This is a genomic window from Saccharomonospora marina XMU15 (genome assembly GCF_000244955.1).
GTDB lineage: Bacteria > Actinomycetota > Actinomycetes > Mycobacteriales > Pseudonocardiaceae > Saccharomonospora_A > Saccharomonospora_A marina.
Genome location: NZ_CM001439.1, coordinates 4,321,352 through 4,346,729, shown reverse-complemented (window position 1 = coordinate 4,346,729; position 25,378 = coordinate 4,321,352). Strand labels below are relative to the sequence as shown.

General features: G+C 69.0%; 26 protein-coding genes. 11 read left to right on the top strand and 15 right to left on the bottom strand.

The window, feature by feature from the left end; translation table 11 throughout:
- Positions 1 to 3: 3 nt before the first annotated feature.
- The 4 genes from SACMADRAFT_RS20580 to SACMADRAFT_RS20565 all read left to right on the top strand — a co-directional run bounded on the left by SACMADRAFT_RS20580 (position 4) and on the right by SACMADRAFT_RS20565 (position 6,426).
- On the top strand, positions 4 to 3,132 hold the full coding sequence (locus SACMADRAFT_RS20580) for a lantibiotic dehydratase (protein WP_009155775.1): 3,129 nt from the start codon (positions 4 to 6) through the stop codon (positions 3,130 to 3,132).
- Entirely contained in the window at positions 3,129 to 4,343 is a 1,215-nt protein-coding gene (locus SACMADRAFT_RS20575) for a lanthionine synthetase C family protein (RefSeq protein ID WP_009155774.1), read from the top strand. The genes SACMADRAFT_RS20580 and SACMADRAFT_RS20575 overlap by 4 nt, the downstream gene beginning before the upstream one ends.
- The gene (locus SACMADRAFT_RS20570) at positions 4,325 to 5,350 is read left to right on the top strand and encodes a thiopeptide-type bacteriocin biosynthesis protein (RefSeq protein WP_009155773.1); all 1,026 of its coding nucleotides are present in this window, start codon (positions 4,325 to 4,327) and stop codon (positions 5,348 to 5,350) included. Before SACMADRAFT_RS20575 ends, SACMADRAFT_RS20570 begins: the two co-directional genes overlap by 19 nt.
- A 251-nt stretch (positions 5,351 to 5,601) precedes the next feature.
- Positions 5,602 to 6,426 carry an SAM-dependent methyltransferase gene (locus SACMADRAFT_RS20565; RefSeq protein WP_009155772.1) on the top strand — a complete coding sequence of 275 codons (825 nt, stop codon included), beginning with the start codon at positions 5,602 to 5,604 and terminating at the stop codon, positions 6,424 to 6,426.
- A gap of 51 nt (positions 6,427 to 6,477) precedes the next feature.
- On the opposite strand, the gene SACMADRAFT_RS20560 is transcribed toward SACMADRAFT_RS20565, so the two are convergent.
- From SACMADRAFT_RS20560 to SACMADRAFT_RS20505, 14 genes are all read right to left on the bottom strand, one after another.
- A complete protein-coding gene (locus tag SACMADRAFT_RS20560; protein ID WP_040925809.1) occupies positions 6,478 to 7,065 on the bottom strand; it encodes a hypothetical protein in 588 nt (195 codons plus the stop codon).
- Positions 7,062 to 7,256 (bottom strand): hypothetical protein, encoded by a 195-nt coding sequence (locus SACMADRAFT_RS20555; RefSeq protein ID WP_009155770.1) that lies wholly within the window; start codon positions 7,254 to 7,256, stop codon positions 7,062 to 7,064. The genes SACMADRAFT_RS20560 and SACMADRAFT_RS20555 overlap by 4 nt, the downstream gene beginning before the upstream one ends.
- An 84-nt stretch (positions 7,257 to 7,340) precedes the next feature.
- Entirely contained in the window at positions 7,341 to 8,243 is a 903-nt protein-coding gene (locus SACMADRAFT_RS20550; protein WP_232285448.1) for a S1 family peptidase, read from the bottom strand.
- A gap of 122 nt (positions 8,244 to 8,365) precedes the next feature.
- Positions 8,366 to 8,935 carry a hypothetical protein gene (locus tag SACMADRAFT_RS20545; RefSeq protein WP_009155768.1) on the bottom strand — a complete coding sequence of 190 codons (570 nt, stop codon included), beginning with the start codon at positions 8,933 to 8,935 and terminating at the stop codon, positions 8,366 to 8,368.
- 177 nt (positions 8,936 to 9,112) lie between these two features.
- Complete coding sequence (locus SACMADRAFT_RS30105) at positions 9,113 to 9,484, bottom strand: hypothetical protein (protein ID WP_157617288.1); 372 nt, start codon at positions 9,482 to 9,484, stop codon at positions 9,113 to 9,115.
- Positions 9,485 to 9,505: 21 nt separating this feature from the next.
- Positions 9,506 to 10,516 (bottom strand): SAM-dependent methyltransferase, encoded by a 1,011-nt coding sequence (locus tag SACMADRAFT_RS20540; RefSeq protein WP_009155767.1) that lies wholly within the window; start codon positions 10,514 to 10,516, stop codon positions 9,506 to 9,508.
- Positions 10,513 to 11,163 (bottom strand): HAD family hydrolase, encoded by a 651-nt coding sequence (locus SACMADRAFT_RS28660; RefSeq protein WP_009155766.1) that lies wholly within the window; start codon positions 11,161 to 11,163, stop codon positions 10,513 to 10,515. The genes SACMADRAFT_RS20540 and SACMADRAFT_RS28660 overlap by 4 nt, the downstream gene beginning before the upstream one ends.
- The gene (locus SACMADRAFT_RS30100; RefSeq protein ID WP_157617287.1) at positions 11,157 to 11,747 is read right to left on the bottom strand and encodes a hypothetical protein; all 591 of its coding nucleotides are present in this window, start codon (positions 11,745 to 11,747) and stop codon (positions 11,157 to 11,159) included. The genes SACMADRAFT_RS28660 and SACMADRAFT_RS30100 overlap by 7 nt, the downstream gene beginning before the upstream one ends.
- Before the next feature lie 26 nt (positions 11,748 to 11,773).
- The gene (locus SACMADRAFT_RS20525; protein WP_009155764.1) at positions 11,774 to 12,031 is read right to left on the bottom strand and encodes a hypothetical protein; all 258 of its coding nucleotides are present in this window, start codon (positions 12,029 to 12,031) and stop codon (positions 11,774 to 11,776) included.
- Positions 12,032 to 12,096: 65 nt separating this feature from the next.
- Positions 12,097 to 13,374, bottom strand: coding sequence for a hypothetical protein (locus SACMADRAFT_RS20520; protein WP_157617286.1), 1,278 nt, complete (start codon positions 13,372 to 13,374; stop codon positions 12,097 to 12,099).
- Positions 13,375 to 14,108: 734 nt separating this feature from the next.
- Complete coding sequence (locus SACMADRAFT_RS29305) at positions 14,109 to 14,819, bottom strand: SDR family NAD(P)-dependent oxidoreductase (protein WP_009155762.1); 711 nt, start codon at positions 14,817 to 14,819, stop codon at positions 14,109 to 14,111.
- Between the two features lies 1 nt (position 14,820).
- Positions 14,821 to 16,200: a hypothetical protein gene (locus SACMADRAFT_RS20515; RefSeq protein ID WP_009155761.1), complete on the bottom strand. Its 1,380-nt coding sequence runs from the start codon at positions 16,198 to 16,200 to the stop codon at positions 14,821 to 14,823.
- Positions 16,201 to 16,410: 210 nt separating this feature from the next.
- Positions 16,411 to 16,779, bottom strand: coding sequence for a DUF397 domain-containing protein (locus tag SACMADRAFT_RS20510; RefSeq protein ID WP_009155760.1), 369 nt, complete (start codon positions 16,777 to 16,779; stop codon positions 16,411 to 16,413).
- Positions 16,776 to 17,666, bottom strand: coding sequence for a Scr1 family TA system antitoxin-like transcriptional regulator (locus tag SACMADRAFT_RS20505; protein ID WP_009155759.1), 891 nt, complete (start codon positions 17,664 to 17,666; stop codon positions 16,776 to 16,778). Before SACMADRAFT_RS20505 ends, SACMADRAFT_RS20510 begins: the two co-directional genes overlap by 4 nt.
- A 231-nt stretch (positions 17,667 to 17,897) precedes the next feature.
- On the opposite strand from SACMADRAFT_RS20505, the gene SACMADRAFT_RS20500 reads away from it, so the two are divergent.
- The 7 genes from SACMADRAFT_RS20500 (at position 17,898) to SACMADRAFT_RS20465 (ending at position 23,980) form a co-directional block, all read left to right on the top strand.
- Positions 17,898 to 18,347, top strand: coding sequence for a hypothetical protein (locus SACMADRAFT_RS20500; protein WP_157617285.1), 450 nt, complete (start codon positions 17,898 to 17,900; stop codon positions 18,345 to 18,347).
- Positions 18,347 to 18,778: a hypothetical protein gene (locus tag SACMADRAFT_RS20495; RefSeq protein WP_009155758.1), complete on the top strand. Its 432-nt coding sequence runs from the start codon at positions 18,347 to 18,349 to the stop codon at positions 18,776 to 18,778. Before SACMADRAFT_RS20500 ends, SACMADRAFT_RS20495 begins: the two co-directional genes overlap by 1 nt.
- A 268-nt stretch (positions 18,779 to 19,046) precedes the next feature.
- Complete coding sequence (locus tag SACMADRAFT_RS20490) at positions 19,047 to 19,601, top strand: hypothetical protein (protein WP_157617284.1); 555 nt, start codon at positions 19,047 to 19,049, stop codon at positions 19,599 to 19,601.
- Positions 19,601 to 20,095, top strand: coding sequence for a hypothetical protein (locus SACMADRAFT_RS20485; RefSeq protein WP_009155756.1), 495 nt, complete (start codon positions 19,601 to 19,603; stop codon positions 20,093 to 20,095). The genes SACMADRAFT_RS20490 and SACMADRAFT_RS20485 overlap by 1 nt, the downstream gene beginning before the upstream one ends.
- Positions 20,092 to 20,382, top strand: coding sequence for a hypothetical protein (locus tag SACMADRAFT_RS20480; RefSeq protein WP_009155755.1), 291 nt, complete (start codon positions 20,092 to 20,094; stop codon positions 20,380 to 20,382). Before SACMADRAFT_RS20485 ends, SACMADRAFT_RS20480 begins: the two co-directional genes overlap by 4 nt.
- Entirely contained in the window at positions 20,379 to 20,945 is a 567-nt protein-coding gene (locus SACMADRAFT_RS28650; RefSeq protein WP_009155754.1) for a DUF6624 domain-containing protein, read from the top strand. The genes SACMADRAFT_RS20480 and SACMADRAFT_RS28650 overlap by 4 nt, the downstream gene beginning before the upstream one ends.
- A 713-nt stretch (positions 20,946 to 21,658) precedes the next feature.
- Positions 21,659 to 23,980, top strand: a complete 2,322-nt coding sequence (locus tag SACMADRAFT_RS20465; protein ID WP_009155752.1) for an XRE family transcriptional regulator — start codon at positions 21,659 to 21,661, stop codon at positions 23,978 to 23,980.
- A gap of 1,172 nt (positions 23,981 to 25,152) precedes the next feature.
- On the opposite strand, the gene SACMADRAFT_RS31045 is transcribed toward SACMADRAFT_RS20465, so the two are convergent.
- Positions 25,153 to 25,365 carry a hypothetical protein gene (locus SACMADRAFT_RS31045; RefSeq protein WP_232285447.1) on the bottom strand — a complete coding sequence of 71 codons (213 nt, stop codon included), beginning with the start codon at positions 25,363 to 25,365 and terminating at the stop codon, positions 25,153 to 25,155.
- Positions 25,366 to 25,378 lie beyond the last annotated feature (13 nt).

Genomic DNA, 25,378 nt, shown 5'->3' with positions numbered 1-25,378 from the left:
CGCATGGCCGCGAAACGGACCTACTTCCAGCACGTCGATCTCGTGCTGGCCAGGGTAAGCACGGACCCGGGCGGGCTGGACATACCCGAGGCCGTGTCCGCCGGAACCGGGGACGCCGTGGGCGCCGGGAGGGCGTGGCTGGTGCGGTTGTGGCATCGGGCGGAGGTCCGGGCCGCGCTGCGGATCGCGAGCCCGGTGCTGGCCGAGCAGATCGACCAGCTCACTTCCGGTGGCGACGGCGACCCGCGCCAGGTTCGGCGTGTGCTGGCGGCCACCTCGTCCTACCTGCTGCGGTGGAGGCGGCGCGCGACCCCGTTCGGCTTGTTCGCCGGGGTCGCCGCCGCCTCCGCCGACGCCCCGGCGTCCGCTCGCGTCGATCCCGAATGCCGGGTGTCGGCGCAGACGGACGCCCGATGGCTCGGCGAGATCATCGCGGGCCTGCAGCAACGTCACGACCTGCTGCCGCGCTTGACGGTGGTAGCCAACAACGTCGCGTTCCGGCGCGGCGCCAGGCTCGTGATTCCCGCCCGCCCAGACGAAACCCAGCCCCAGCGCGGCGCGGCACTCGACACCTCCATCCGCCACACCCGCGCGGTCGCGGCGGCCCTGGACGGCGCTGCGTACCCGGTACGGATAGCGGAGTTGGCCGAGCGGATCCGCGCCGAATTCCCCGCCGCCGACCGCGAGACCATCAGCCGACTGCTGGCACAGCTGATTGACGGCGGCGCGCTGATCACCACGCTGCGACCACCGTTGACGGCGGCGGACCCCTTGTCGCACGTGCTCGCCGAACTCGACGCCGCGGGCATCGACGACCTGCCGGACCTGGTGAAGATGGTCGCCGAACTCACCGCGATCCGGGACGAGTTGGCCGCAGTACGTGCCTGGGGTCCGATGGCCGAGCACGCGGTCGCCTTAGAGCAGACTGAGGATCGGATGCGCGCGGTCCACCCGACCGCGGGGCGGGTACAGGCCGTGGACGTGGCGGTGGCCGGCAAGTTGACCGTCCCCGAGGCGGTGCTGCGCGAGGCGGAGGTCGCCGCGACGACGCTGCTGAGGCTCACCCCGTTTCCGTTCGGCGATCCGGCATGGAAGGACTGGCACGCCCGGTTCCTGGACTGCTACGGCGCGGGCGCGGTCGTCGGTGTGCGGGAGGTGGTCGCCGACTCCGGCCTGGGCTTCCCCGCTGGTTTTCTGGGCGCGGCTCGCCCGCATGCCGCGCACCTGGCCACCGAACGCGACGTCGGTCTGCTGCGGCTGATCCAGCGTGCCAGCACCGAAAACCGGGCCGAGATCGTCGTGACCGAGTCCGTGCTGGAGGACCTCCGTGTCGGAGACCACGCGAAACTCGTGGCGCCCGCGCGAGCGGAGCTGGCGTTCCAGCTCCATGCCGCCTCATCGGAAGCCCTGGAGCGCGGGCATTTCCAGCTGTGGGTCACCGGCGCGCCGATGCACGCCACCAGCATGGCCGGACGCTTCACCCGCCTGCTGTCCACACAGGACCGGGAACGACTGGTCGGCAGCTACACCCCGGACCGCGGCGACGTCATCTGTGCGCAGCTGTCGTTCCCGCCACGGCGCGAACGCAACGAGAACATCACGCGCGTGCCCCGGCTCCTGCCGTACCTGATCTCACTCGGCGAACACCACGCCGAGGACCCGACCGTGATCGCGCTGGACGATCTCGCCGTGACCGCCGACGCCGACGAGATCGCGCTCGTGCGGATCTCCACCGGCCAGCGAGTCCAGCCGCACATTCCGCACGCGCTGCAGAACACCATCCAAACCCCGCCGCTGGCACGGTTCCTGGCCGAAGTCGCGTCCGCTCGTCGCGCGGTCTACGGCCCGTTCGGCTACGGCGTCGCCGACGACCTGCCGTTCGTGCCCCGCATCCGGCACGGCCGCGCCGTCCTCTCGCCCGCGCGCTGGCACCTCACCCCCACCGACCTCCGACCCGCGACCACCGGCACCAGTTCCTGGGACGACGCGCTGCACTCCTGGCGGGCACGGTGGCAGGTCCCGTCGGCGGTCGTTCTGGTCGAAGGCGAACTCCGGCTCGCGCTCGACCTGGACGACCATGCTGATCGCGTGCTGCTGCGCCGCCGCCTGGAACGCACCCGGTCCGGCCGCCTCGAACTACGCGAGGCCGGTCCCCACGAGAGCGACGGCTGGGCTGGCCGCCCCTGCGAGCTGGTGGTCCCACTGCGCGCCGCCCCGCCGGAGAACACGCCTCGGCGCACCGACACGCGGGCAGCCCGGCCATGCGTCGCGGTGTGCCGCTCGGACACCACGATGCCCGGCCGCACAGGGATTATCCGCGCGCTCCTGCACGCCCATCCCGCGCGGTTCGACGAGATCCTCACCGACTACCTTCCCAGCCTGCTCGCCGGCGTCAGCAGCGAGCACGGCGCCGCGCCGTGGTGGTTCTGGCGGCACCACGACCCCGCGCGAGCCGACAGCGACCAGCACCTCGTGCTGTGCCTGCGCACCGGCACCGATACCCACGACGCCGTGGCCGCCCGGCTCACGGCCTGGGCCGCGACGGTGCGCGAGGCAGGTCTGCTCGCTGCGCTCACCTACGCCTCCGCCACGCCTGCTCCTGCTGTCCTCGGCCATCATCCGGACACGCGCCACGCCCTCGATGAAGTGTTCACCGCGGATTCGGTGGCCGCCGTCGAACAACTGCGGTGCGCGAAACGCGCCGGGGCACCGAGTCAATCCCTCGCGGCTGCTTCCATGACCGCGATCGCCGCGTCACTGGCCCATTCCCCAGACCTTGGATTGTGCAACCTGGTCAACATGCTGCCCCACGAACCAGGCAAGCTCGACCGCGCGATCGCTGCCAGTGCCCTCGACCTCGTCGGCGACCACGGTCAGCCCCAGTTGGAGCCTCTGCCTGGCGGACAGGCCGTCACCGAGGCATGGAGCCAGCGCCACCGCGCCCTCACCGCCTACCGCGGGCACGCGATGCACGACGAGAGCGTCGAGGAACAGCTGGTGCTGCGGACGCTCCTGCACAGTCACCACCTGCGCGCGGTGAGCGTGGACCCCGGCACGGAAAAGGTCACCGACCGACTCGCCCGCGCCGTCGCCCAGCGTCGCCTCGCCCTTCTTCGCCAGGACCGGACATGACCACCACGCGGGAACCAGAAGAAGTCTCCGACCGGTTGGCCGCGCAGCTGGCGGACCCGGCCATCGACCCGGACGACCACAGCGGCCGGGAGCAGTCACTGTCCGAGGGCGCGGCTGGGATCGCGCTGTTGCACGTCGAACGCGCTCTCGCCGGAGCCGGGTCCTGGGCCACCGCCCACCCGTGGGTCGCCGCCGCGACCGCCCGGGGCGTCAGCACGGCCGCCGACACCAATCTCTACCTCGGCGCCCCGGCGATCTTCTTCCTCCTGCGCGCGGCTCAGGCAGACGGGCACAACCGTTACCACCGCGCGGTCGCCAGCCTGGAACACCACGTCCGCACCGTGGCCTGGCACCGTGTCGAGTCCGCTATCGCCCGCGCCGGCCGCGGCGAGGTCGCGAGTTTCGGCGAGTACGACTTGTTCACCGGGCTGACTGGGATCGGGCGACTCCTACTCCAGCACAGCCCCGGTGCCGACATCCTCGAACAGATTCTGGGCTACCTCGTGCACCTGACCGAACCCCGGCCCGACCAGCTGCCCGGCTGGTGGGTCGCGCACGATCCGGACACCACGATCGCGACACCCGGCGGTCACGCGAACCTTGGTCTCGCCCACGGCATCTCCGGCGTGCTGGCCTTTCTCGGCACCGCACTGCGCCACGGTGTCACCGTCGACGGCCACGCCGAGGCGATCGCCCGGATCTGCAGGCATCTGGACACCTGGCGCCATGACGACGATTCCGGCCCGTGGTGGCCGGAATGGCTCACCCACGACGAACTCCGCACCGGGCGGGCCCTCCAGGGCGGCCCACTCCGCCCGAGCTGGTGCTACGGCACCCCCGGCATCGCCCGCGCGCAGCAGATCGCCGCCATCGCCACCGGCGACACCGCACGGCAACGTCTCGCCGAAGACGCCCTCGTCGCCTGCCTCGCCGACCCCGCCCAGCTCGCCCACGTCACCGACACCAGCCTCTGCCACGGCTGGGCCGGGCTCCACCACACCGCTTGGCGCGCCGCCCAGGATTCGCTCACCCCGGATATCGCCGCGCAGCTGCCGAGCCTGGCCGCAGCCCTGAACCACGCCGCCTCCACTAGCGCCAGCGAGAACACCGGATTCCTCACCGGTGCCGCGGGCCTCGCCCTCGCCGCGCGCACCGCGATCCACCACACACCACCGATCTCGGGATGGGACGCATGCCTGCTGATCACCTGACCCCGCGCCCCACCCTCGAGCACGCCATCGCCACCGTCCTCACCGGCACGCCGCTGGACCAGGCCGCCTCGGCAGCCGGGTTGGACGCACCCGCGCTGGCCGACGCGGTCGAGGTCTACCGGAACGCGGGCCAGCGCGCGCTCGACCAGCACACCGATCCCGGCTGGTGGCAGGTCTACCTCCGCTTCACCGACTGGACCCGCGCCGAACACACCGCCACTCAGCACCTCGCCCCGCTGCTCACCCTCGCTGCCGACGACGGACTGAGCAGCGGATGGTGGTTCATCCGCAAACACCCCTGCTGGCGGCTACGCCTCCGCGTCGGCCCCGACCACCGCGACGACCTAGTGCAGACACTGTCCAGCGCCTTCGACGACCTCACCGCGAACGGTCACCTCCACTCGTGGTGGACCGGCATCTACGAACCCGAAACTGCAGCCTTCGGTGACCAGCCCGGAATCGACATCGCCCACGCCCTCTTCTGCGCCGACAGCCACGCCATCCTCACTCTGCCGCACCAGAGCATCGGCCTCGGCCGCCGCGAGCTGTCCCTGCTGCTGTGCAGCACTCTTATGCGCGCCGCCCGCACCGAGTGGTACGAACAAGGCGACATCTGGCACCACGTCTCCCGGCAACGCCCGCTGCCCGCCGACGTCACCTCCGGCAACGTCGCCGCCATGGCCGACGCGATCCGTCAGGCCCTCCTCGTCGACATTCCCGAACGGGGGCCTCTGCTCAGCCCGGGAGGACCACTGGCACTCCTCGCTCCCTGGGCCAGAGCCTTCCGCGACGCCGGCCACGCCCTCGGCACCGCGGCCAGCGAAGGTCGCCTTCGCCGAGGCCTGCGCGAGGTCATCAGCTACGCGACCATATTCCACTGGAACCGCCTCGGCTTCACCGCACGCACGCAAGCCATCCTCGCCCAGGCTGCCCGCACCGCGATCCTCGACGCCCACACCGTCACGGCCGCACGCACCGACGCCTCGGCATCGCCGGTGACCGGCTAACGCCCATGCGAGCCGACTACCAGCCGACGGCGACCACGACGCACCGGGTCGCCTCTGCGGAGATCCGTGCGATGACGCGCACCGGTCTTCCGTCATTGGCATCGCGGATCTCGGTCACACCTTCACTCGGAACTGGACCCCTGGGCCGTCGCGTCCCGTTCGCTCCGCTCCAGCGGTGCGCGGGTGAAGTTACAGTGTCAATGGGTTCGTTCGAGTCGGGGTGAACGAACCTGCCCTCGGGGAGGCCAGTCATGGCGCACATCACCAGCACGCACCCGTGGTGTCCCTCGCTGGACACCACACGGCCTGGGGTAGCCCGCGTGCGGGACGCGGCACTGGGTGGCAAGGACAACTACGCCATCGACCGGGAACTGCTGGCCGAACTCGAACACGCCGCCCCCGGCTTTCGTGATCTCGTGCGGGCCGAGCGTGCCTGGCACACCCGCGCGGTGCGCTACCTCGCCGCCAGCGGTTTCGACCAGTTCCTCGACTGCGGCGTCGGACTGCCCGCTCCGATCGACAACACGCACGAGATCGCCCAGCGGCACGATCCCGAAGCCCGCGTGGTCTACGCCGACGCCGACTGCATCGTGGTGGCTCACGGCCGTGCCCTGCTGCAGGACAACGACCGCGTACTGGTCGTCCAGACCGATTACACCTACCCCGAAGAACTCTTGCCCGCCGCGGGCGCCCTGCTCGACTTCAGCCGGCCGATCGCGGTTTTGCTGACCGATACCCTGCACCACGTCGACGACGACGCCCATCCCGACAAGCTCATGGCCACCTACCGCGACGCCCTCGCCCCCGGCTCCGCCGTCGCGGTCAGCCACTGGTTCGACCCCGAAATCGGCGCGGGGCACGACGCTGCCCGCGCCCTCGAAACCGCATGGCAAACCCGCTGCCCCGGCTCCGGCCGCTATCGCACCCGGACCGAGATCGACGCTCTCCTTGACGGCCTGCAACTCCTGCCCCCCGGCTTGGTGGCGCTCGACAACTGGTGGCCCGACGGCCCCGCCCTGACCACACCGGCACCGACCCGCGCGCTCGGACTGGCCGCGATCGCCACCAAGCCCTGATTGACCTCAAGAGGGGCTACAACCTCCGTTGACAACGCGGACGCCGACGGATTAGCAAGCCGGGTGGCATGCGGCGCAGACCTGAGCCTCCGGAGGGATGGGTGCGTCGACGAGGCCGACGCGTCCGCATCGGGTCATCGCGGCGGTGTGGTCGCCGGCTTTGGCTGACACTGGTCTGTCGGCGATCACGTGCACGAGGTGGGGTGTGTTGTATCCGATGCACGGCTGGCCGGGTGTGGCCGGCGCGAGTGGTTGTGCCCTCGGCTGCGGTGGCGGGTCGAGGTCGAACGTCGGCCAGATCGGCGGGTCTTCGTCGATCGGGAAATCTGCGTGGCCGGTGGGTGGTAGTCGTAGCTGGTGGACGGTGGCCAGTTCCGCCGTGTCGGCAGGCGCAGGGTGACTCCGCGCGGCGTTCGCGGTCGTGCCGGAGGAGTGCCCGGTGCGTTTTCTGCGGCCGGGTGGACGGATCTGGACCCCGGCGCTGACCAGGAGCGCACGGACGGTCTTGACGGACATCCTGTAGCTGCGGGCGAGGCTCTGCAGGGACGCCCCGGCCTCGTAGCGGACGGTCAGTCCCGGTGGCGGCAGTTGCATGCCAGGGCGCCGGGCAGCGGCGCTGGCGGCCCGGCTGCCCGTCACCGGCTCGGGATGCCGGTATCGGGGACGCGGGCGGCGGCGAAGTGCAGGATGGGGTCCTCCTGGCTGATCGGGAAGCTGCCCCCGGCCGCCCAGTCATAGGTCCGGGCGGTGTTGGGGTATTCGAACCGGAGGAAGTTCGGCCTCGGCCATCGCGGAGCGGCGGTCGGTGGGCTGCTGGCGGGGTGGTTCATCGGCGTCGGTGTCCCGAAGGTGAGGTCGGTAGGCCCGAGGTGCCACGCGCCGCGTGAACGACGCGCGGCACTCCGGGTGTGGTGTCAGGTGGCGTTGCCAGTGCGGGCGACGTGGTAGATCCAGTCCCGGAAGTCTGGCGAGCTGGTGTACACATCGGGCGCGGTGCCGCAGAACTCGGTGGCGGCGCGGCTGGCGCCGCCGACGAGTTGCTGCACGCCGTTGACGGTGGCCAGGGCGGGCCCGCCGGAGTCTCCGTAGCAGCTGCCGTCCGTGCCCGAGGGATTGTCGGTGCACAGCTCGCCGACGGACATGGCCGCGTCCGCGCAGCGGGAGGGCGCGGTGACACGGGTGTCGAGCTGTTGCAGGTGCAGCGGCAGGTCGGTGCTGGTGCTGTCGGGCTCGGTCACGCCCCAGCCGTAGAGGCTGATCTTGCTGCCCCGACGGGCGGTGTCGCGCGCCAGTTGCACCGTCGGCTGCTGGAGCAGGTGGTCGAGCTTGAGCATGGCGATGTCCGAGACCGTGTTCTTGGGCGCGCCCTGGGCCCAGTTCCAGCCGGGGTGGACCACGATCTTGGTCACCGTCGCGGTTTCCCCGCCGGAGAGCCGATCGAGACTGCCGACCCGGACGTGAAACGCCTTATCCGCGGTCGGGATCGGCGCCGCGTCGGCTGCGAATCGCCGGGCCGTGGACCCGCTGGCCGCACCCGCTGGCGGGTCAGTGACGCAGTGCGCGGCGGTGACCGCCCAGCCCCGAAACACCAGCGCCCCGCCGCAGGTGTGGTAGTTGACGAACTTGGCGCCGTGCGCGGGCGCGTCGTACTGCAGCGAGGTGATACCGGCCGGCGCGCTCGTGGCCGGGTGCCCGCCGACGATCATCGGCTCGACCGGAGGCGGGGTGTCGGCGACCGCTGCGGTCACCGGGGCGGTCAACGCGGCAGCGATGCTCACTGTGACGGCTGCTGCGAACGACATGATCTTTCTGTTCACGAAGGTTGTCTTCCCATCCGAAAAGAAAAGCGACGATTTGTCCACAAATGGATTCGCTGCGGTCCGGGCAGATCGGTGGCCCGCGGCCTGGATGGCTGAACGGCATCGGTGGCTGGCCCCGGCTATTCGACGATGTCTGCGCGTTCGGTCACGGCGTGCAGAGCGGGTTTGTCGTGTCCCGGCACGCCGGTTCGGCAGGGCTCACTGGGATTGTCGTTGCTGCCACACGGGCCGAAGATCAGGCAACGGGAGATCTCGTCGGGGTGGAGCGTGCGCGCATGGTGTTCCAGTCGGACCAGCACGGCGGGAAAGACACCGGTGTGCAGGCCGATGATGAGCGGTGTACTGCGGTGACGAGCGCAGCCGATGATGGTGCCGCACGAGGTGAAGCGGGCGATCCAGTGCTCACCGTCGCGGTAGAGGTCGCATTCGAGTTCGTTCAAGCCGACATCGGCCGCGGGGTACCGGCGGTTGTCATCGTCGAGCGCGTCACCGAAACTCGCGGGGTAGTAGAAGTTGGCGACGATTTCTGAGTCGCGATCGAGAATTGTCCAGCCGCGAGAGGTAAACCAGGCGATCAGCGGGTCAACGGTTCCGTCGTCGGCGGGCGGGCGCCCGTGGCGGCCGGTCCCGACGATCGGGTCGAGTACGTCCCGGACACGGGGCAGCATGGTGCCGAATAGCTGGAGCATTCCGGTGGTGGCCTTCCTAAAGGGTGTCAATGGTCGGTGCTATGCGTTGCCCGGAAAGGGGCCGAGGTCCCCGGCCTTGACGGCGTCGGACGGGACCGCGTGCGCAGTTGGCCTTACGGCTGCGGACACGGTTCGTGGGGTGATGGGCCGCGAGCCTCGACCGTCGTGGCAGCGCGGCTAGTGCGGTTCAGACGGAGGTGTCTTGGCCTCAGTGGTGTCGGCGTCGCCCGGTTGTGTGGAGCGAGGAGCGTGTCGCAGGTAGGGCCGGGGCCCGGCTCGTGGCCGTGCCTGTGGTGTGCGGACTGGGGGAAGCCGCAGCGTCGGCTGCTCGCGTTCCGGACTGGTAGCCCGGAGGTCGCGGTCGTGTACCGGCCAGGTCGGGGGTGGTGGCTGTTTCTGCTCGGCTTCGACGCGGGCGGCTATCGCCGCAACCGAGTCCGGGCGCTCGTTCCAGCGCCGTCGCCGACGGCGAGCGCGGGCTCGCACGGCGAGCACAGCGCCGGCCACCAGCAGCGCGGCCGAAAGGCCGACGAGGAGGATCGGGCTCATCGTCAGACCGGTCGTTGTGGATCATGGTGCGCCCATCCTGATGGCGTCGGCGCGGCGTTCGGGGACGCGTCCGACCGCGGCGAGGGTGTAGGGCGCGCGGGGGTGGCGTGTCTCCTCCGGGTCGGGCCAGCGCCGGGTCGTGGTGATGCCCGGGTCGAGCAGATCGAGATCAGCGACCAGCCGGGCGAACTCGTCGACGCTGCAAGGCCGAGGGTGCGGGGGCGCACAGCGTTGGTGTGCTCGGCACCAGCGGGCGGTGACCGCGCGCAAGGCCACCAGATCGTCGGCGTTCGCGGGCGCGAGCAACGGCTCGTCCGTCAGGTGGGTGATCGCGACCAGGCTGCCCGGGTGCAGGCGTTGCGCCAGGCGCCGCGGCACGGAACGGCCGTCGATCTCGGGTTCGGCGAAGTGCAAGAGGTCGACTGCCAGTACGCACACGCGCTGGTCGAGGTCGAGCAATCCCTTCTTGGACAAGTGGGTGAGCATCGTGCCGACAGCGAAGACGTTTCCCCGCACCATGGCCGATCGCTGCCGAGCGCCGGGGTCGTCCTCGAAGTCGCCCCGACCGTGGGCAAGGACGAGCGGGTCGTGGTCGACGAGCACGATCGTGGGATCCTGCTCCGCGTCCGCGCCGATCACCGCAGCGTGTGCCGCGCTGGTGTGCACGTGTCCTGACCCCAATTCCACGAACTGGGTGATGCCTTCGTCCAGCGCGCACTCGATGACCCGGGACGTAAAGGCGCGCCGCATCCGCAGCGCCGTTTTCGCGTACGGGGCGATACGTTTCATTTCCTCGGCAACCTTGCGATCGAGCAGCCATGCCCGGTCGCCGTTGGCGACGATCGCGTTCTCCACCCGCGAGATATGCGGGTAACACAGGCACAAGCGCGGCAGTTCGCCCCAATGGCGCTGCTGGCGAATCCGGTTGTGTGGCCAGGTAAGGGCCGCCCCGCACCCGCCCTGCGGATGGGAACACAACCCGTTCCAATAGCGCCCGCGCTCCTCGGGCATCGGCGAGATCGTCACGCTCATGCAGCTGCTCCGGCCAGTCCGGCGAGGTGCTCGGCGGCACCGGCGAGATCGGGCACCACGGCGACACGCGGGTCGCGGTCAACGTCGCCCGGGACGTCGACGTCGCGGGTGTTGACGAGCACGGCGGCCCGGCACCCGGCGGCGAGCGCTCCCCGGACGTCCTCGGGCACCCGGTCCCCGAGGTGCACGATGTCGCTGACCGGCACCTGGCGCTCGGCGGCGATCGTGGTCCAGCATCGGCGCTGGGGTTTGCGTGCACGCAGCTGGTAGCTGGTGTAAATCCCGGCGAGGTGCCGCCCGCACTGGTCGAGAAGGTCGCCCATCCTGGCGGGCCCGGCTATGCAGGACACGTTCGACAACGCCACCACCGGTGCCAGGGCCGCGAGGCGTGCCAAGGCGGCCAGCGTGCCGGGGTAGGCGGTGAACCCGCCGGTCGGCCAGATCTGCGGCCAGTCGGAGGGGTTGATGAGCAACCGCTCGCGTACCAGCTCAGCTACCTCGTCGGTGAGTTCGGGAACGACGTGGAGGATGTTGCGGTCGATCTTGGCCGCGTTGTCCGGCGCCAGCGCGATCTCCCGCAACACCTCGGCCGTGCCCGGGCGGTCGAACGAGCCGAGGGTGTCGCCCACGTCGGTGGTGATCAGCACGAGGCACCTCGCCGTCGGCGACGCGACCCGGGTACTGCAAGGCGGGCGGCCACCGCCGCGGCCACGATTCCCAGGGCCTTGTGCAGTCCCTGATCGAGGTCGTAGAGCGCGGTGCCCGGCCCGGAGGTGTCCGGTGCGCTGCCGGGCTTGCGCATCACGGTCGCGTAGGCGATGAAGGTGTCCTTGTGGTTGACCCGCTTCGCCAGCCACAGCAGGAAACGACGCCGATCGATGATCCAGTGCGTCCCGAAGTTGATCACCGCACCGGCCACCCGGGCACGCCACGGCAGGCGCAGGCCGAGGACGCGCGCGACGAACTCGGTGACGACCAGCTGCCCGGCCGCGTAGGTCAGCACATGAGCGGTGGCCGCGCGGCGCCCGACGACACGGGCCGGCACCGGGGTTTCATCCTCACGCGGGACTTCTACCTCGGAAGCCGGTGTGCCATCGCTGGGATACACCAGCTCGTCGCCGTGTAATCCTTTGAGGACAGCGTCTTTCGGCCGCTGCAACCAATGATCCGCCCATAGATGCGCCCCATGGAACGCGCTGGCGAGCGCCCCGAACAGGGCGACCCGCTCCACGACACTGCCGGGGAGAGGCGCCGCGGTCATTCTGCTTGCTCCTGCGTGCTGCGCGCTTCGTTATCGGAGCGCTGGTAGAACAGCTCGAGATACACGTCCGCGTCTGCGTCGTCGAACTCGCGATCGACGCGGCGGGGCTGGTCGAGATCGACGGCCCACAGCTGAATCCCGGTCTGTACCGGGTCGGCCAGCCATTCGGCGGCACCCGCGAACACCTCCGCGCAGTCGCGGCCCCTGAACGTCGTGCAGTCCACGGCACCGCGTGCTGGTTGTCGGCGTGGCATACGAACCGAACCTTTCTTCTTCGAGATGACTCCGCGTGAACGCGTCCGGCGAGCGTCGGTTCTGCTCAACCGGTACCGGGGAGCGAGGAGGCGATGGACTCGCCGCGGACGTCCGCAGCGGACTGCTCGGCCATGACCGGTGTTCCGGTGGCCAGCAAGAATTGGCGCGCCGCCGCGACCACCGAGTGACGGGCGGGCACGGTGTAGCCACCGGCGCTGGCGCCGAAGCGCAGCCACGGCCCGAGCCGCGCGAGGTACGTCAGCCACAACCGCTCAGCGATCGCGGGAATATCGGCCTGCAGTGCACGAGCGGCGTGCCAGGAGTTCAGCAGTGGCTCGGGCCAGCCCGCGGCAACTCCCGGTCGCGAAGCCACCACCTGGGCCGCCCGCGAGCACTGCGTCAGCATCGCGGTGAACACCTCCGGCGGCGGAAGCTGTCCCTTGGCCAACCCGAGATCTGCCACCCAGGGCATCACCGGGGCCGGATCGCGTACTGAGGACGCGACCGACACCAAGCGCAGCGCGGTCGGCAGCAGGGCGGACGCTTCACGACGATCCACCGGGCTCCGGTTCATCGACCGCGCGAATGCCTCCGGATGCGGAATACGGGGTAAGGTCTGCCCGACATCCAGGCCGGCCTCGCGAACGGCTGCCAACAGACCCAGGCCGTGCCCATGCTCCCAGCCCATGCGCATCAAACCCCAGGACGGTGACAGCACATCGGGCACGGCGTCGCCAGACAGCACCAGCGTGCGCGCTTGCGGGTCCACCAGCGTCAAACCCAGCGAAGGCGCGCATAGAGGTCGCAGCACATGGATGGCCAGCAGACGCTGCCACCACGGCGCGGCCAATGGGCTGCACACAGCTCCCGGCCGCTCTTGCTCGCGCAGCCTGCGCAACGCCGACGCGAGCCGTGACTCCACGGCCGGTGCCTCAAGATCCGCAGGCGCGATCGGGTCGGCCAGCACCACTTCCTCGGCGCCGACCTGAGCTGCGTGTCGCAAGCCCCGCGCCACGGCGGCACCCCACCCAGCACCCGGCAGCGTCAGTTCAACACGCGAACCCCACAACCGGGCGTTCTGGAACGCCACGCGCGTCCTCTCGTCCGTCGCAGCACTGGTGTCCACCAACACGGTGCAGATCGGTCGGGAAAGCCCGGTCGCCAACACCGCCTGCTCGGTGTGCTCGGCCACGAGCGCAACCGTGTCGCCATTGGAGAACGCCGGGAGCACTACCACCAGCGGTGGCGGTTCCTCGTTTCCCGTGAAAGATGGGACGGCGCGACCATCGGCGGGAGGGGGAGCGGTCGTGTCGCCGGATGGTCGTGCCGCCCCGCGCCCCACCTCGTTAGCCGACCCCGGGGGACGGGTCTGGCCAGGGCGAGATGAGGACGTCATTGGCCGGGCTGGAGCCGTCACGACATCTCTCGTTGCGATGCGCAACCGATTCGGGGATGTGTCACCACGCCGCCGCTCCCAGCCTCGCCCGCGAGGTGGCCGGAACGCGCAGAAGAGGCTCCCCTGTTCGCGCAGAAGGCGATTAATCGGTGTGAGAAAACAGGAACAGAGTGGGGGAAGGGGGCGACGTCGTCGTTCTCGCGCGACGGTCGGGCACGCCGAACTCTCTTGCGTTCAACCCCTAACCGAACAGTCACTCTTCCCCCTTGGAGTAGGTCGTCTTGGCCCCGCCCGAACGCAGGAGGCTAAGTGCAGGATGTCGCCCTGAAGTACCACCGAAGTGCCACAACAGCGATCACGCACCTCTTCCTGCTAGCTTCGGTCGGGCCTGGCATCTGTAGCAGCAGGCCAGGTTTGCTCGCCGGGCGTGCTCCTTTGACTAATCGCACGAGTAACGAGACAGCGAGCATTGCGCTTGGCGGGCGGAAGGGGAAGTAGAAAGTCGTAGGACGCTTGTAGGTCGCAGCATTTCCACACGCTCGGTCAACCCGCGGTCGGACCCCCGCTGGGCTACAGAAAGTAGGCTTCGCTTGGTCGGCGCTGAACTTACACCTTGATGGCGACGTCCACCGAAAGGCCGCTTTGAGCCATTTCATACGGAAAGCTCTGCTCGCCGACGCTCACCATTCGAGCGGTGCGCGGTCATAGAAGAGGCCGCCTGATGGGCCATCTTCAGGAAGCGTAGCAAGCCAGACAGGGGTGTCGGCTCCTTGTTGGACAGAACGCGGCGCATTCGGTCCTCCGAGGTCCGTTCTGACCCAGCCCGGAGATGCAGCGTTGACGAGGATTCCCGTCCCGCTCAAACGGGCGGCGAACACGCGGGTCAAGGCGTTTATGGCAGCTTTACTGACCCGGTATGCAGGTTCAGTCGCCCGGTTCAGATGATGCAACGACCCGAGGGTGCTGGAGATATTTACGATGCGACCATAGTTATTTGCGGTCATCGCTGGTATCACCGACTCGCACAGTCGCCAGGCTCCCAGTACGTTCACGTCCATCACGTTCTTGAATGCTTCGACATCGAGCCGTAACGCGTCGTGGTCCCCATCGGAGATTCCTGCATTGTTCACGAGAATGTCAATTCTTCCGAACATGCGAAGAACGGCTTGGACAGCCTCGCGTACGGAATCTGGCTGGGTGACATCGAGTGCGATCTCGCGATAAAGAACCGAGGCAGCGGAATTTCCTTCCGCTATGAGCGACTCGGGGCCGTGATTGCGTACGCCCGCGCATACCGATATTCCGCGAGCAGAAAGCTGGCGGGCGATTTCCCGTCCGATGCCCCTGCTGGCTCCGGTAACAAGGGCGACCCGATCTTCAGACGCACGCATCTCAGCAAGCGATCCGTTGGAGCTGTCGATCGAGTTTGCTAATCCGTGGGTCGCCTTTATAGCGATCCAGGGTGACTCTACCGGCGCGTATTGTCTCGATTGATCGGACTGACTGGGTTTGAGCTGCGAGATCGATCGCGGTGGCGAAATCGCGGCACGCCATGTCGAGTTCGTTGGCATCGGCGTACGCCTGCCCGCTGCGAGCGTGATAGATCGTTCGGTCGCGAACGTAGTCGCTACTCATCGTGCTCAGCGCGGAGTCAATCAGGGGCCTCGCGCGTGCGGGCTGGGACAAACTCACCCAGCAAGCGCCAGCCTGGGCGTCCAACTCGGCGTGGTCGAAGTAGTAGATCCAGTCCGGGGCGTTGTCGCGAGCGGTATCGGCCGCGTCGAGATACCGCTCGGCGAGGTTGAGCTGGTGACCGCAGCCCCTGGCGTCTCCGTCGATGGCGTACGCCCGCGCCTTGCGACTGGCAATCATGGCTCTCAGACGGGCGTTACCGCCGCGGCCGAGGAAGTCTGATGCCGTGTCCAGGAGGGAGAGGGCATCATTCGGGTGCCCTTCGAGCATTACTTGGAAGCTCATGCAGGCGAGAACATGGGCGCCGGCTTCGGGAGCATTCGCCTCGACCGAGGACCGCAGCGCGGTGACGTAGTGCTCCTGGGCCGCGGCGTGTTGTGCCACGTCGAAGTGGAGCCAGCCGCACAGGCGGGCCGCTTCGGTGATGTGGGCGAAAAGGGTCCTGCCGGTTGGTTCGTCGTAGGTGGCGGTGTCCGCGAGGGTCGAGAGCCAGCGAAGCTCGGCGCGGGCCAGGTGTCGAAGATCTGTGCCGCCGAAAACATCGTCCAAGTGGCGGAGTTCGGCAAGGCGGTTTCCCAGACGGTCGAGGACCTCACGGCTGAGGTATTCCCCTCGCGTCTCAGGCACCACGAGCGTCGCTGCTTTGGCTGTCGCCATATTGGAGGCCCACTCAGTGACGACTCCGAGCAGGCTCGCGCCCGAGAGGGCCAGAAAGCCGCGACGATCCACTCGATCTCCTGTCACCCAGCGAAGTACCTTCATGGTCCCGGCGATCGACCACGGCGGCTCGACCAGTTGCCCGTGTGTGTTGGTTGCGCACCACACCCAGGATGGCCATCCGCGCTCTGTGACAAGAGTGTGCGGGACGCCGAGCACCGTGGCCAGCACGTGCTGCGACTCGGTGCTCGGCGTCTTCTTGCCCGACTTCCACTTCCATATGAGCTGCCGGTCTGCCCCCGATCGCAGCCCTTGGCGCGCGAGTTCTCCGCGGTAGGACGAGGCCAGCTTGTCCAGCGTCAGCTCGCGTTCGCGCAAGACGACGGCAAGGGGATGAAGATGGTCATCTTCTGCGGTGGTCATCGCGTCCTCCTGCCGGGTTCCAGCGCGAATCGCGGGCGACGGCACGGTTCGATCGCCTGGTCGGGGTTCGAGTCCTACAAGCGGCCTACAACTGGGGTCTTTTGCGATCGCGTCTCGCCGTGTGTGCTGGTGGGTGGTTGGTTATCCGATCTTGTGCGGAACGGTGGTGATGCGAATGGTGTGATCACGGTGGACCGCCTTGTGAGCCCGCTACGCCGCTGGTTGGAGCGTGAACTGGCCAGCTTCGGCGCCTCGAGTGAACGCGGTCCACTCGACCACGGTGTAGGCGAGTGCGGTGCCGTCATTGGCGCGCAGGCGCACGCCACCATCGGTCTGGTGTTCGATGCGCAGAGCGTGGTTGCTGCCAGCGGGTGCCGTGCCGATGACCTCGGCGAGGAAGCCGGGCCACGCGGCTATGTCGACGGTGAGCACGGGTCCCTCACCGTGATCTTTCGTGTCGCGAACCAGGACGGCTGAAGTTTCGAAGAGGACTTCGACGCAGCCACCTTGCGAGGGGCTGAAGCTTGACTTGAACCAGCCCGTGCGCTGGCGGACGGGGTTACGGGGATCTGTGGTCACGCTGCGGCCTCCATTTCGTGGCGGATCTGCTGAATCAGAGCGAGCGAGTCGGCGTCGTTGAGCGCAACCGCATTGGAGACGTCCTCCGAACCGAAGACGTCCTCGAAGCTGGCCTTGAACTCGCGGACGACCTGCACTCGGTCGATGAGATTGCCGGTGATCGCGGTTTCCTGCCAGATGAGGTCGGGCAGCAGCGCGTTGTCGAAGCTCAACAGGCTCAGCGGCCCACCGGTCAGTGCGTGCGCTCCGGCTTCGTAGTTCACCACCCGCACCCTGACGGCGCTGTTGGGCCGGGTGATCACTTCGGTGAGGTGGTCGAGCTGACGGCACATGACGGCACGTCCTCCGACCTGCTGACGCAGAGCGCCTTCGGCGAGCACGACGTCCATCTTCAGCCCTTCGTCGAGCAGGGCCTGGCGAGCCAGCCTGGTTTCCAGCCGGGGGCCGACGTCGACGGCCTTGATGTAGGGGCTGCCCGCGCGAATCGTCGCACGAGCGTACTCGTTGGTCTGCAGCAGTCCCGCGACGTAGATCGGTGCCCATTCGCGCACCAGGCTGGCGCCGGCTTCCAAGCCGAGGAATCGGAGGAACTCCTCGCTGTACAGCTCGGTGTAGTCGTGCCACCAGTTCCGCTGCTCGGCTTCGACGCGCAGGGTTTCGAGTAGCTCCCGCTCGGCGTCATCGAGTTCGTAGGTCTCGACGAGCTGGGCCAGGTTGTTCGCGGTGACGCGGCGCTTGCCGGCCTCGATCGCGGAGAAGTTGCTGGGCGCGATCTTGACCCGCTTGGCGACCGCGGCGGCCGTGAGGCCCAGATCGCCGCGAGCCCGACGCAGTCGCACACCCAGCTCCCACGCTCGCAGCGTGCTGGAGGCGTGTTGCTTCGCCAAGGTCCGGTCCTTCCTGCTCCTGGATCACTCGCGGCACATACTCCACGAGATTACTCGCCTCCATCGATAAGAACACCCATACGGGCTATATGTCTCCGATAATTATCTGGCTAATCTACAAACTATCGCGTTCATTCCTGTAAGCAGGGATGCATTCTCGAAGGCCGACAGCCCGATGAGGCGCGGCGGTACGCCACGAGCTGCCGCTGTCGCGGAAGGTGGGTGACAAGCATGAGGCGCAACCGACACAGGCTCATGACCCTGCTGACCAGAGCTGGGTGGAAGCCTCTTCGAGGCGCCGGGATGGTGCCGTGCCGCGATCGCGACGGCCGCCGATTCCACGTCGAGGTTTCGGTTGCGAAGGACGGACCCCAGATCACGATCGCCAGAGTCGGCGTCGTGGTGCTGTTCGATCCACGTGCTGCGGGGCAGCTACGTGCTGCGTTGCGGGACGCCATCGAGTTGCACGCGCGCCTCGATGAATCCGCGCGAGAGGGAATCCCCGCACCTCGGAGCCATCCGGGAGCGGCACCCACGCCGCATCGCGAGGCACCGGGAGGGCGGCACACCGCGGAAGCTGCTGGGCGGGTGTCGGTCGTTCTTCGCGACCACGACGAACGCGAGCCCAGCGGCCGTCACGCCCTCCAGTCGCCGCCGATGGTCACGTCGGAGGCAGCGTGATGGCCGGTCCGTGTGAAGCAGCGGTTCGACAGCCCGTCCAAGGGGCGTGGCACGGCGCAGGGGGCCGCGCCACGACCGAGGACGCGGCCATCGACGTGCTCGACATACCCGAGAACCTTGCCCGGCCTGTGGTCGCTGAGCTGGCGTCGGGTTGCCTTCGGGGGCCTGTCTTGCGGCACGGTCCCAGGCGGTGGGCGGTGCTGACCGCGCCGCACCGGCGGGCCGATTTCGCGCTGCCGGAGTCCCTGATCCACGCCAAGGTCCGGCTGCTGCCCGACGGCGCGCAGCTCACGCCAGGCCCGAGACCTGGCCCAGGCGGGAGGACGCGACACGCCTGGGTCGTGCCGCCTGGTCCGGACCAGCTTTTGCCGCCCTGCAGCATGGTCGTCGCGTTGCTGGAGCGCGTTGTGCAGGCAAGGACGTTGTCGTGAGCCGGCATGCCCTCGACGAAGCTCGTGCACCTGAACCGCTGCCCGTTCCGCTCACGTCGTCCGAGCCGATTGCCGGACAACCAGGAGATGGCGGTTCCGAGCGGGCTGTGTTGTACGAGCAGGTGCTCGAAGGGCTCCACCAGTGGGACACCGACGCACCGCGCCGCACGATGACGGACTTTCATGACTGGTTCACCCCCACGATGCCAGTCGGCGAACCAACATCCGCGGACGAGGCACCTGGACCGCAGAAGGGTGATGCCCGGTGTTGAGCACGCATCCGTATCCGGCGGGCGCGTTGACGGAGATGCGCTGCGCCGCGACCGAGTACGCCGCGCACGGCTGGCCGATCTGCCGTGGTGTTCCCGCACCGTCCGCCAGGACGGGCGCCCTCGAGGACCAGTCGTTGCCCGAGGCCACCGATCTGATCTGCCGAGGCGGGCCCGTGTCCGAGGACGAGGCGTTCGAGGCGTGGACGGATCGGCCGTGGCCCATTCTCCTGCGTCCCGGCGCGATCGGGGTGATCGACCTCGGTCCCGGCGGCAGCGGGGCCGAAGCGGCGCTCCGAAGCGCCGGATGTCTCGGCCCGATCGTGGTCGGGCCGGGCCTGCGCTGGCACCTGATCGTCGACCACGCCGCCGATACCGGAGTTCGAGCTGGTGATCCGCCTCGCTCGGTACGGGAGGGATGCGTGCTGCTGCCGCCGAGCCAGGTGCCGGGACAGATCTCGCGCTGGCGGATCACGCCGCAGGAGACCGCGTGGTTCGTACCCGACTCCGCCAGCGCGCGGGCCGCGCTGAGCGGCCAGACACGAAGGGACTGATGGGCATGTCCGTTTCCTGCGTGGCGCCCCCGGCGTCGGCCGGGGACACAGCGGCGCGGCGATGCGAGTACTACTGGGCCACCTGCGGGCTGCCTGCTCAGTTGGTCGAGGGCAACCGGATCGCCTTGCGCCTGGGCGGGCTGCTCGGCGCGGTGACGATGCCCGCTGCGCTGGGCCGGAAGGTCGCGCCGAGCCTGCGGGTGCGGGCTATGCCCGCCCCGGCGCTGGCGCATCCGGGTGGCGAACGGTGGACGTTCCTGAGCGGGCCGGGCAGCGCGACGCTGGAGCATGTGGCCGCGCTGGTGCCGTTGGGCGTCAGCGTGGTCGGGGACAACGCCCTGGTGGTGCTGCCGTCGCCGGAGACCGAGGCCCTGGATCTGTGGCGCTGGGTCGACTGGCCCACCCGGGCCGATCTGCCCGCGCAGGCCGCGCTGCTGGCCACCACCCGCGCCCTGGCCATCTCGGTGCCAGCCGTTCGATCGGGGAAGCCATGACGCCCGCAACCTCGCTCGATGCCGCCGAACCGACAACCGGGATGAGCTGCCGCGCGGATGGCGCCGGGGTCGACATCGCGGGCTGGTGGGCATTGCGCCGGGCCGCGCGCGGAGCGCTGCGTCGCCACGACGGCGAGCTGTTCACCGACGGGGGCCGGGCGGTGCCTGAGTGGATCGCGCAGGCATGTGCCGAACTGCTCGCGTCCGGCCATCTCGCCGACGAGGCCGATCGGCCTCTCATGCTGACCGCGTCCGGATCGGCCGCGCTGGCAGGAGGACAGCCGTGAACAGGGCCGGCGTCGACCCGGAGCTGGCCGCGCTGCGCGGCGAGCTGATCGAGCGTGCCGCCGTCGATCAGCGCGCTCGCGCCGAGCTTGACCCGGTGGCTCCCATGCCGGAGCAGTGGGAGGCCGTTCAGCGGGTCGATGAGGACAACGTGCGCTGGTTCGCGCCGATCGTGGCGGTACACGGCTGGCCCGGCCGCCGCACAGTTGGCGTCGACGGCGCGCACGCCGCCTGGGTGCTGGCCCAGCACGCGCCCGCGCCGTACCGGGCCTGCTGGCTGCCGAAGCTGCGCGCCGCGGTCGCCAATCGCGACGCCGCACCCCGCGACCTGGCGTTTCTGTCCGATCGGGTCGCGACCGACCAACAGCGCCCGCAGCACTACGGCACCCAGTGGCTGCGGCTCGGCACCGAGGCAGCCGGCCGCCTCTACCCGCTGCGCCGTCCGGCCGAGGTCAACCTCGCGCGCGCGGACGTCGGGCTCGACCCGTTGCCGGACTCCGCGATCGAGGCCGCCTACTCCAGCTTCACCGAGATCACAGCCGCGACCCGAGGAGGTTCACCATGACCAACTTGCAGTGGGGCGTCAGCCCGTACCACCCCGGACGCGCACACACCGCCTTGCCCGACACCGACGTCTCTGTGTGCACCCGTCACCTGCACGAGGGCCAGCTCGTGCTCGAATCTCTGGGGCCGCGTCGTCCGGCGAACCTGCGGATCTGCCCGGAGTGCGCTGTCGAAACCGTGGCGCTGCTGTACCCGCTCCCGACGCCGCACCGACGTACCTCGTTCGCACAAGCGTCATAACACTCAGTGACGGCAGGTAGTTCTACTCGGTTGCGTTGAGTAGTGTTGCGTGTCACGATTAGCCCGAAAGGTGTAATCGGTTACCCGGTAGTTGCATCGGTTGGGGAGATGCGGGTATCCAGGAAAGATCGGGTGATCTTCCACCTCCGGGGAGAGGTCTTGCGACGCAGGACCGGATGAGCTGGGAAATCTCCCGCGAGCTGTGACTGGTGGCTGTCGCATCGCTTCAAGGGTGTGACGGTGGCGAGGCGCCCCGGCGTGGGCGTTGGGTGGTGACTGCCTGTCATTGACGGGATGGTCACTCCGCGTGTCGGCGCGGGACAAACGAATCTCGGCTGTCGCGGTCGTCGCTCCACTTGGTGATGCGGACGTCCGATCCGGTCCCCACAGCCTGCGGCCCCGTCCTCGGACGGCGCCGCGACGCGCTGCTCCGCCACAAGCGGCTGTAGCGCGTCGATCCATCCAGGGGGAGACGTGGAATTGAGGTCCATCAACGCTTTCGCGGAGGCGGTGCACCGGCTGCGCCGCCAGCGAGGCATGACGATCGACGACATCGCGGCCCAGACCAACTACAGCGCGAGCTACTTGTCGAAGATCTTGCACGGCGCGCGCCCGCTGGCACCTGCGCTGGTTCGCGAAGTCGACCGCGCTCTCGGTGCCGACGGCGAGCTGGAACAGCTCGCCCACGAACAGGACGAGATTCGTCGTGCCCCCGCTCGTCCGATGCAACTGCCACCCGCCGCCGCGGACTTCGTCGGCCGCGAGGACTATCTGCACCGGCTCGACGCCGCCCTCATCGAGCACGCCCGCCCCGGAGCTGCGGTCACCGCCGTCATCGAGGGCGGCTTCTGGGTCGGCAAGACCTCCCTGGCGTTGCACTGGGCCGCGCGGGTGCAGAACCGCTTCGCCGGTGGCTGCCTGTTCGCCGACATGCGCGGGCTGGCCCCCGGACGAGCCGTGGACCCCGGCGACGTCCTGGACGGCTTCCTGCACGCCCTCGGAGCCGGTGCCGACGCGTTGCACGGCACGATCGAGGAACGCGCCGCCCGCTACCGCTCGCTGCTGGCCGCACGTCCGGCCATCGTCGTGCTGGACAACATCGCCAGCTACGAACAGGTCCGGCACCTGCTGCCCGGGGCGGGCAGCGTGGTAGTGCTGACCAGCCGCGAGCACCAGCCCTCCCTGCTGCTGCATAGCGGCGGCCTGCACATCGACCTGCCCCCGCTGTCGCCCGAGGAAGCCCTGACCCTGCTGCGCAGGCGCGCCGGCGAGGCACGTGTCGAGGTCGAGCGCGAGGCCGCCGAGGCGATCGTGCGCCGCTGCGGCCGACTGCCGATGGCAGTGCTCATCGCCGCCGAACGCATCCAGCAGCACCCGCACGACTCGCTGCAGAGCCTGGCCGACCGGCTCGGCAGCGAAACACGGCGCCTGGACGTGTTCACATCCTCAGACCCTTCGACGAACGTCCACGGCGTGATCGACCTGTCCTACCTCGCGCTGTCGCCGCTGCAGCAGCGTGTGTTCCGGCTGGCCGGCATCATCCCCGTCCCGCTGCTGAGCGCCGAGGCGGTCGCCGCCCAGACCGGCCTTGACGTCGGTACCGTCCGTGAAGTGCTGGACGTGCTGCGCCACGCCCACCTGCTCGACGACGCCTACGTCGGCGCCGGACGCCTCTGGATGAACCACCTCCTGCGCGCCTACGCCTATCAGCGCGCCGTCGTCGAAGACTCCCTCGACGAGGTGGCACGGGCCCGCTACCGGCTCCTGCGCTGGTACGTGACAACCGCGTGGAAAGCCAGCAACGCCCTGACCCCGAACTGGGCCGGTTCCGGGCTCACACTCGACCTCGAACTCGACACCGGAACCGGCACCACGACCATTCCGGAGGTCACCACGCCGTTCGCCCCGGACGACTATCACGGCGCGCTGGCATGGTGTGACACCGAAGTGACCACCGCGCTCGAACTCGCCCGCCACGCCCGGTCCATCGGCGCCGGAGACGCCGCCTGGATGCTTCCGGCCTTCTTTCTTCCCTACTTCTACCTGACCAAGAACTGGAGCACCTGGCTCACCGCGGCCACCGAAGGACTTGCCGCCGCGCAAGCCCTCGACAGCACCCCGGGCATCGCCCGCTGCACCCAGAGCCTCGGCTGGGTCCTGCACGAACTCGGGCGCACCGAGGAAGGCATCGACCACCTCCGGCGCGCGGTCGACCTGCAAACCGAGTTGGGCGACGACCGGGGCCGCGCCTGGAGCGAGTTCGGCCTCGCTGCCGCCTACAGCGCCCTCGACCGCCACGACGACGCCAAAGGGGCCTACGAACTGGCCGAGACGCTCTTCGCGCGCGTCGGCCTCGACCTCGGCGTTGCTGTCACCCGCGCCATGCTCTCCGGAACGCACCAGAACCTGGGCAACACCGAGGACGCCCGCGCGCTCGCCGAGGACGCGCTCGCCCGCGCCCTGGCGCTCGCCCCGAAACAACCCGTCGCCAGCCTCGCCCATCACCAAATGGGCTTGGTGCTGCTGCAGCAGCACCAGCCACGAGCTGCGCTGACCCACTTCGACGCGGCCCTGGCCGTCCGCCGCATCGGACACGAACGCTGGGGCCAGGCCGAAACCCTCGTCGCCCGAGGCGAAACGCTGACCAAACTCGGCGACCCCGAAGGAGCGCGCGCTTCCTACCGCGCCGCGGGGGACATCCTCGAATCACTGCAGGACCCGCGTGCACTCGACATTCAAGCCCAGATCGCCACGATCAACGTGTGCCTGGGCACCCGCGACGAGCCCGGCACCTGAGCAACCCAGCCATTGGGCTCTTTCTCCGCCTGGAACCCAGTAGGGCTTCGGGACACGCCGAGGCCCTACTGGTGCGGCGTAGTTCTATCCCGATACGCTCATCCGCGCGAGCATCGAAAGTAACAGCATGTGCCGACACGGGCACGCGATGTCGCCAACCCCTCGGATAGATGAAAACTGTTTTCGTCTGGACAAAACGAGCACAAAACCAGCACAAAAAGAGCACAAGACTGTCCTCACCTACCAGGCCCCGAAGCGTTCTCGTTGCTCCACTGTGGAGGTATGCGAACCGAGTCACCTCCCGGAACCGTCGACCCAGTCGGGGGATCGACGGCGCCTCGCCCGGTCTCGCTTGCCGGGGCGACACTCCTCCCCCTAGGTGTCGCCCCGGCGCCCGGAACTCAATCCGGGTATCCCGTCAACACGGAAATGCCGGGAAGTCACAACCTTTTTCTGGAATCCATATCTGCATTTTTCGCACAGCGCCAGCCCCTTATTCTCGCCGCCGGTCGCTTCGCGATGTCATCCCTGGAATTCCCGCAACTCTTCTCGACGCCCGTGGCCGTCTCGTGGATTGGTTCAACCGCGCCGACGCATGTCGATTCCCTCTGTGAACCATCACGGTTGGGCGGTCAACCGCGCCCGACCCCGAGCGCCGAGTCGCGCTCGGACCGGCTGGTGCGGCGGCTCGCCAGGACCCCAGCCTCCACGTCCGCCGCGCCGCCGCCCCATCCCGAGCCCCACCGTCCTGGACGGAGCACACCGATGGCGCACTTCCTCCTTCTTTGCTCCCATACGCGTGCACTCGACGAGATCGGCGAAGCCGAACTCGTCGAACTCGCCGAGAACCCCGAGGCCATTCCCAGCTATGCCTGGTGCGATCGGTGCGTCACCTGGCAGCCCATCGCAGAACTTGTCACCGCGCCCGCCCCGCCTCCGAACCTCCACGCTTTTGCCGAAGCGACCGACCTGGAACCCGCCACCGGTCCGTCTGCCACCGCGACGAGGACCGGCCTGGCGGGTTCCGGTCCACGCCCCGACGAGATCCCAGGAACTGCTGGCACCGAACCCGCGCCAGGGGTGGAGGACGCGGGGGCGTCCGCGTCTGCCACGCCACCCACCGCCGGACGACACCGTAGCTCTTCCCGACCGGAGCAGTACGCGCGATGACTTCAGGCACCCAGTACGCGCGGATCGTCACGATCAAGGCCGATCTGTCTGTCGACCACGATGAGGACCAGCGCAACCACGACGCGAGCCGGACCGGATGCCGCGGTCCACGCCAGCGCCTTCGTACTCGTCTTGGAGGTGTTGATGATGTCGATCCTGGTGCCCGCGGTCGGAGCCGCAAGTATCGCGGCGGGACCAGCGCTGCTCGCGGCCACGGAACGAACGACG

What these genes read in the sequence shown, in the direction of transcription:
- SACMADRAFT_RS20580 (WP_009155775.1), top strand. Translation starts at nt 4, where the DNA reads ATGGCCGCGAAACGGACCTACTTCCAGCACGTCGATCTCGTGCTGGCC.
- SACMADRAFT_RS20575 (WP_009155774.1), top strand. Translation starts at nt 3,129, where the DNA reads ATGACCACCACGCGGGAACCAGAAGAAGTCTCCGACCGGTTGGCCGCG.
- SACMADRAFT_RS20570 (WP_009155773.1), top strand. Translation starts at nt 4,325, where the DNA reads ATGCCTGCTGATCACCTGACCCCGCGCCCCACCCTCGAGCACGCCATC.
- SACMADRAFT_RS20565 (WP_009155772.1), top strand. Translation starts at nt 5,602, where the DNA reads ATGGCGCACATCACCAGCACGCACCCGTGGTGTCCCTCGCTGGACACC.
- SACMADRAFT_RS20555 (WP_009155770.1), bottom strand. Translation starts at nt 7,256, where the DNA reads ATGAACCACCCCGCCAGCAGCCCACCGACCGCCGCTCCGCGATGGCCG.
- SACMADRAFT_RS20545 (WP_009155768.1), bottom strand. Translation starts at nt 8,935, where the DNA reads ATGCTCCAGCTATTCGGCACCATGCTGCCCCGTGTCCGGGACGTACTC.
- SACMADRAFT_RS30105 (WP_157617288.1), bottom strand. Translation starts at nt 9,484, where the DNA reads ATGAGCCCGATCCTCCTCGTCGGCCTTTCGGCCGCGCTGCTGGTGGCC.
- SACMADRAFT_RS20540 (WP_009155767.1), bottom strand. Translation starts at nt 10,516, where the DNA reads ATGAGCGTGACGATCTCGCCGATGCCCGAGGAGCGCGGGCGCTATTGG.
- SACMADRAFT_RS20525 (WP_009155764.1), bottom strand. Translation starts at nt 12,031, where the DNA reads ATGCCACGCCGACAACCAGCACGCGGTGCCGTGGACTGCACGACGTTC.
- SACMADRAFT_RS29305 (WP_009155762.1), bottom strand. Translation starts at nt 14,819, where the DNA reads ATGCGTGCGTCTGAAGATCGGGTCGCCCTTGTTACCGGAGCCAGCAGG.
- SACMADRAFT_RS20515 (WP_009155761.1), bottom strand. Translation starts at nt 16,200, where the DNA reads ATGACCACCGCAGAAGATGACCATCTTCATCCCCTTGCCGTCGTCTTG.
- SACMADRAFT_RS20500 (WP_157617285.1), top strand. Translation starts at nt 17,898, where the DNA reads ATGAGGCGCAACCGACACAGGCTCATGACCCTGCTGACCAGAGCTGGG.
- SACMADRAFT_RS20495 (WP_009155758.1), top strand. Translation starts at nt 18,347, where the DNA reads ATGGCCGGTCCGTGTGAAGCAGCGGTTCGACAGCCCGTCCAAGGGGCG.
- SACMADRAFT_RS20485 (WP_009155756.1), top strand. Translation starts at nt 19,601, where the DNA reads ATGGGCATGTCCGTTTCCTGCGTGGCGCCCCCGGCGTCGGCCGGGGAC.
- SACMADRAFT_RS20480 (WP_009155755.1), top strand. Translation starts at nt 20,092, where the DNA reads ATGACGCCCGCAACCTCGCTCGATGCCGCCGAACCGACAACCGGGATG.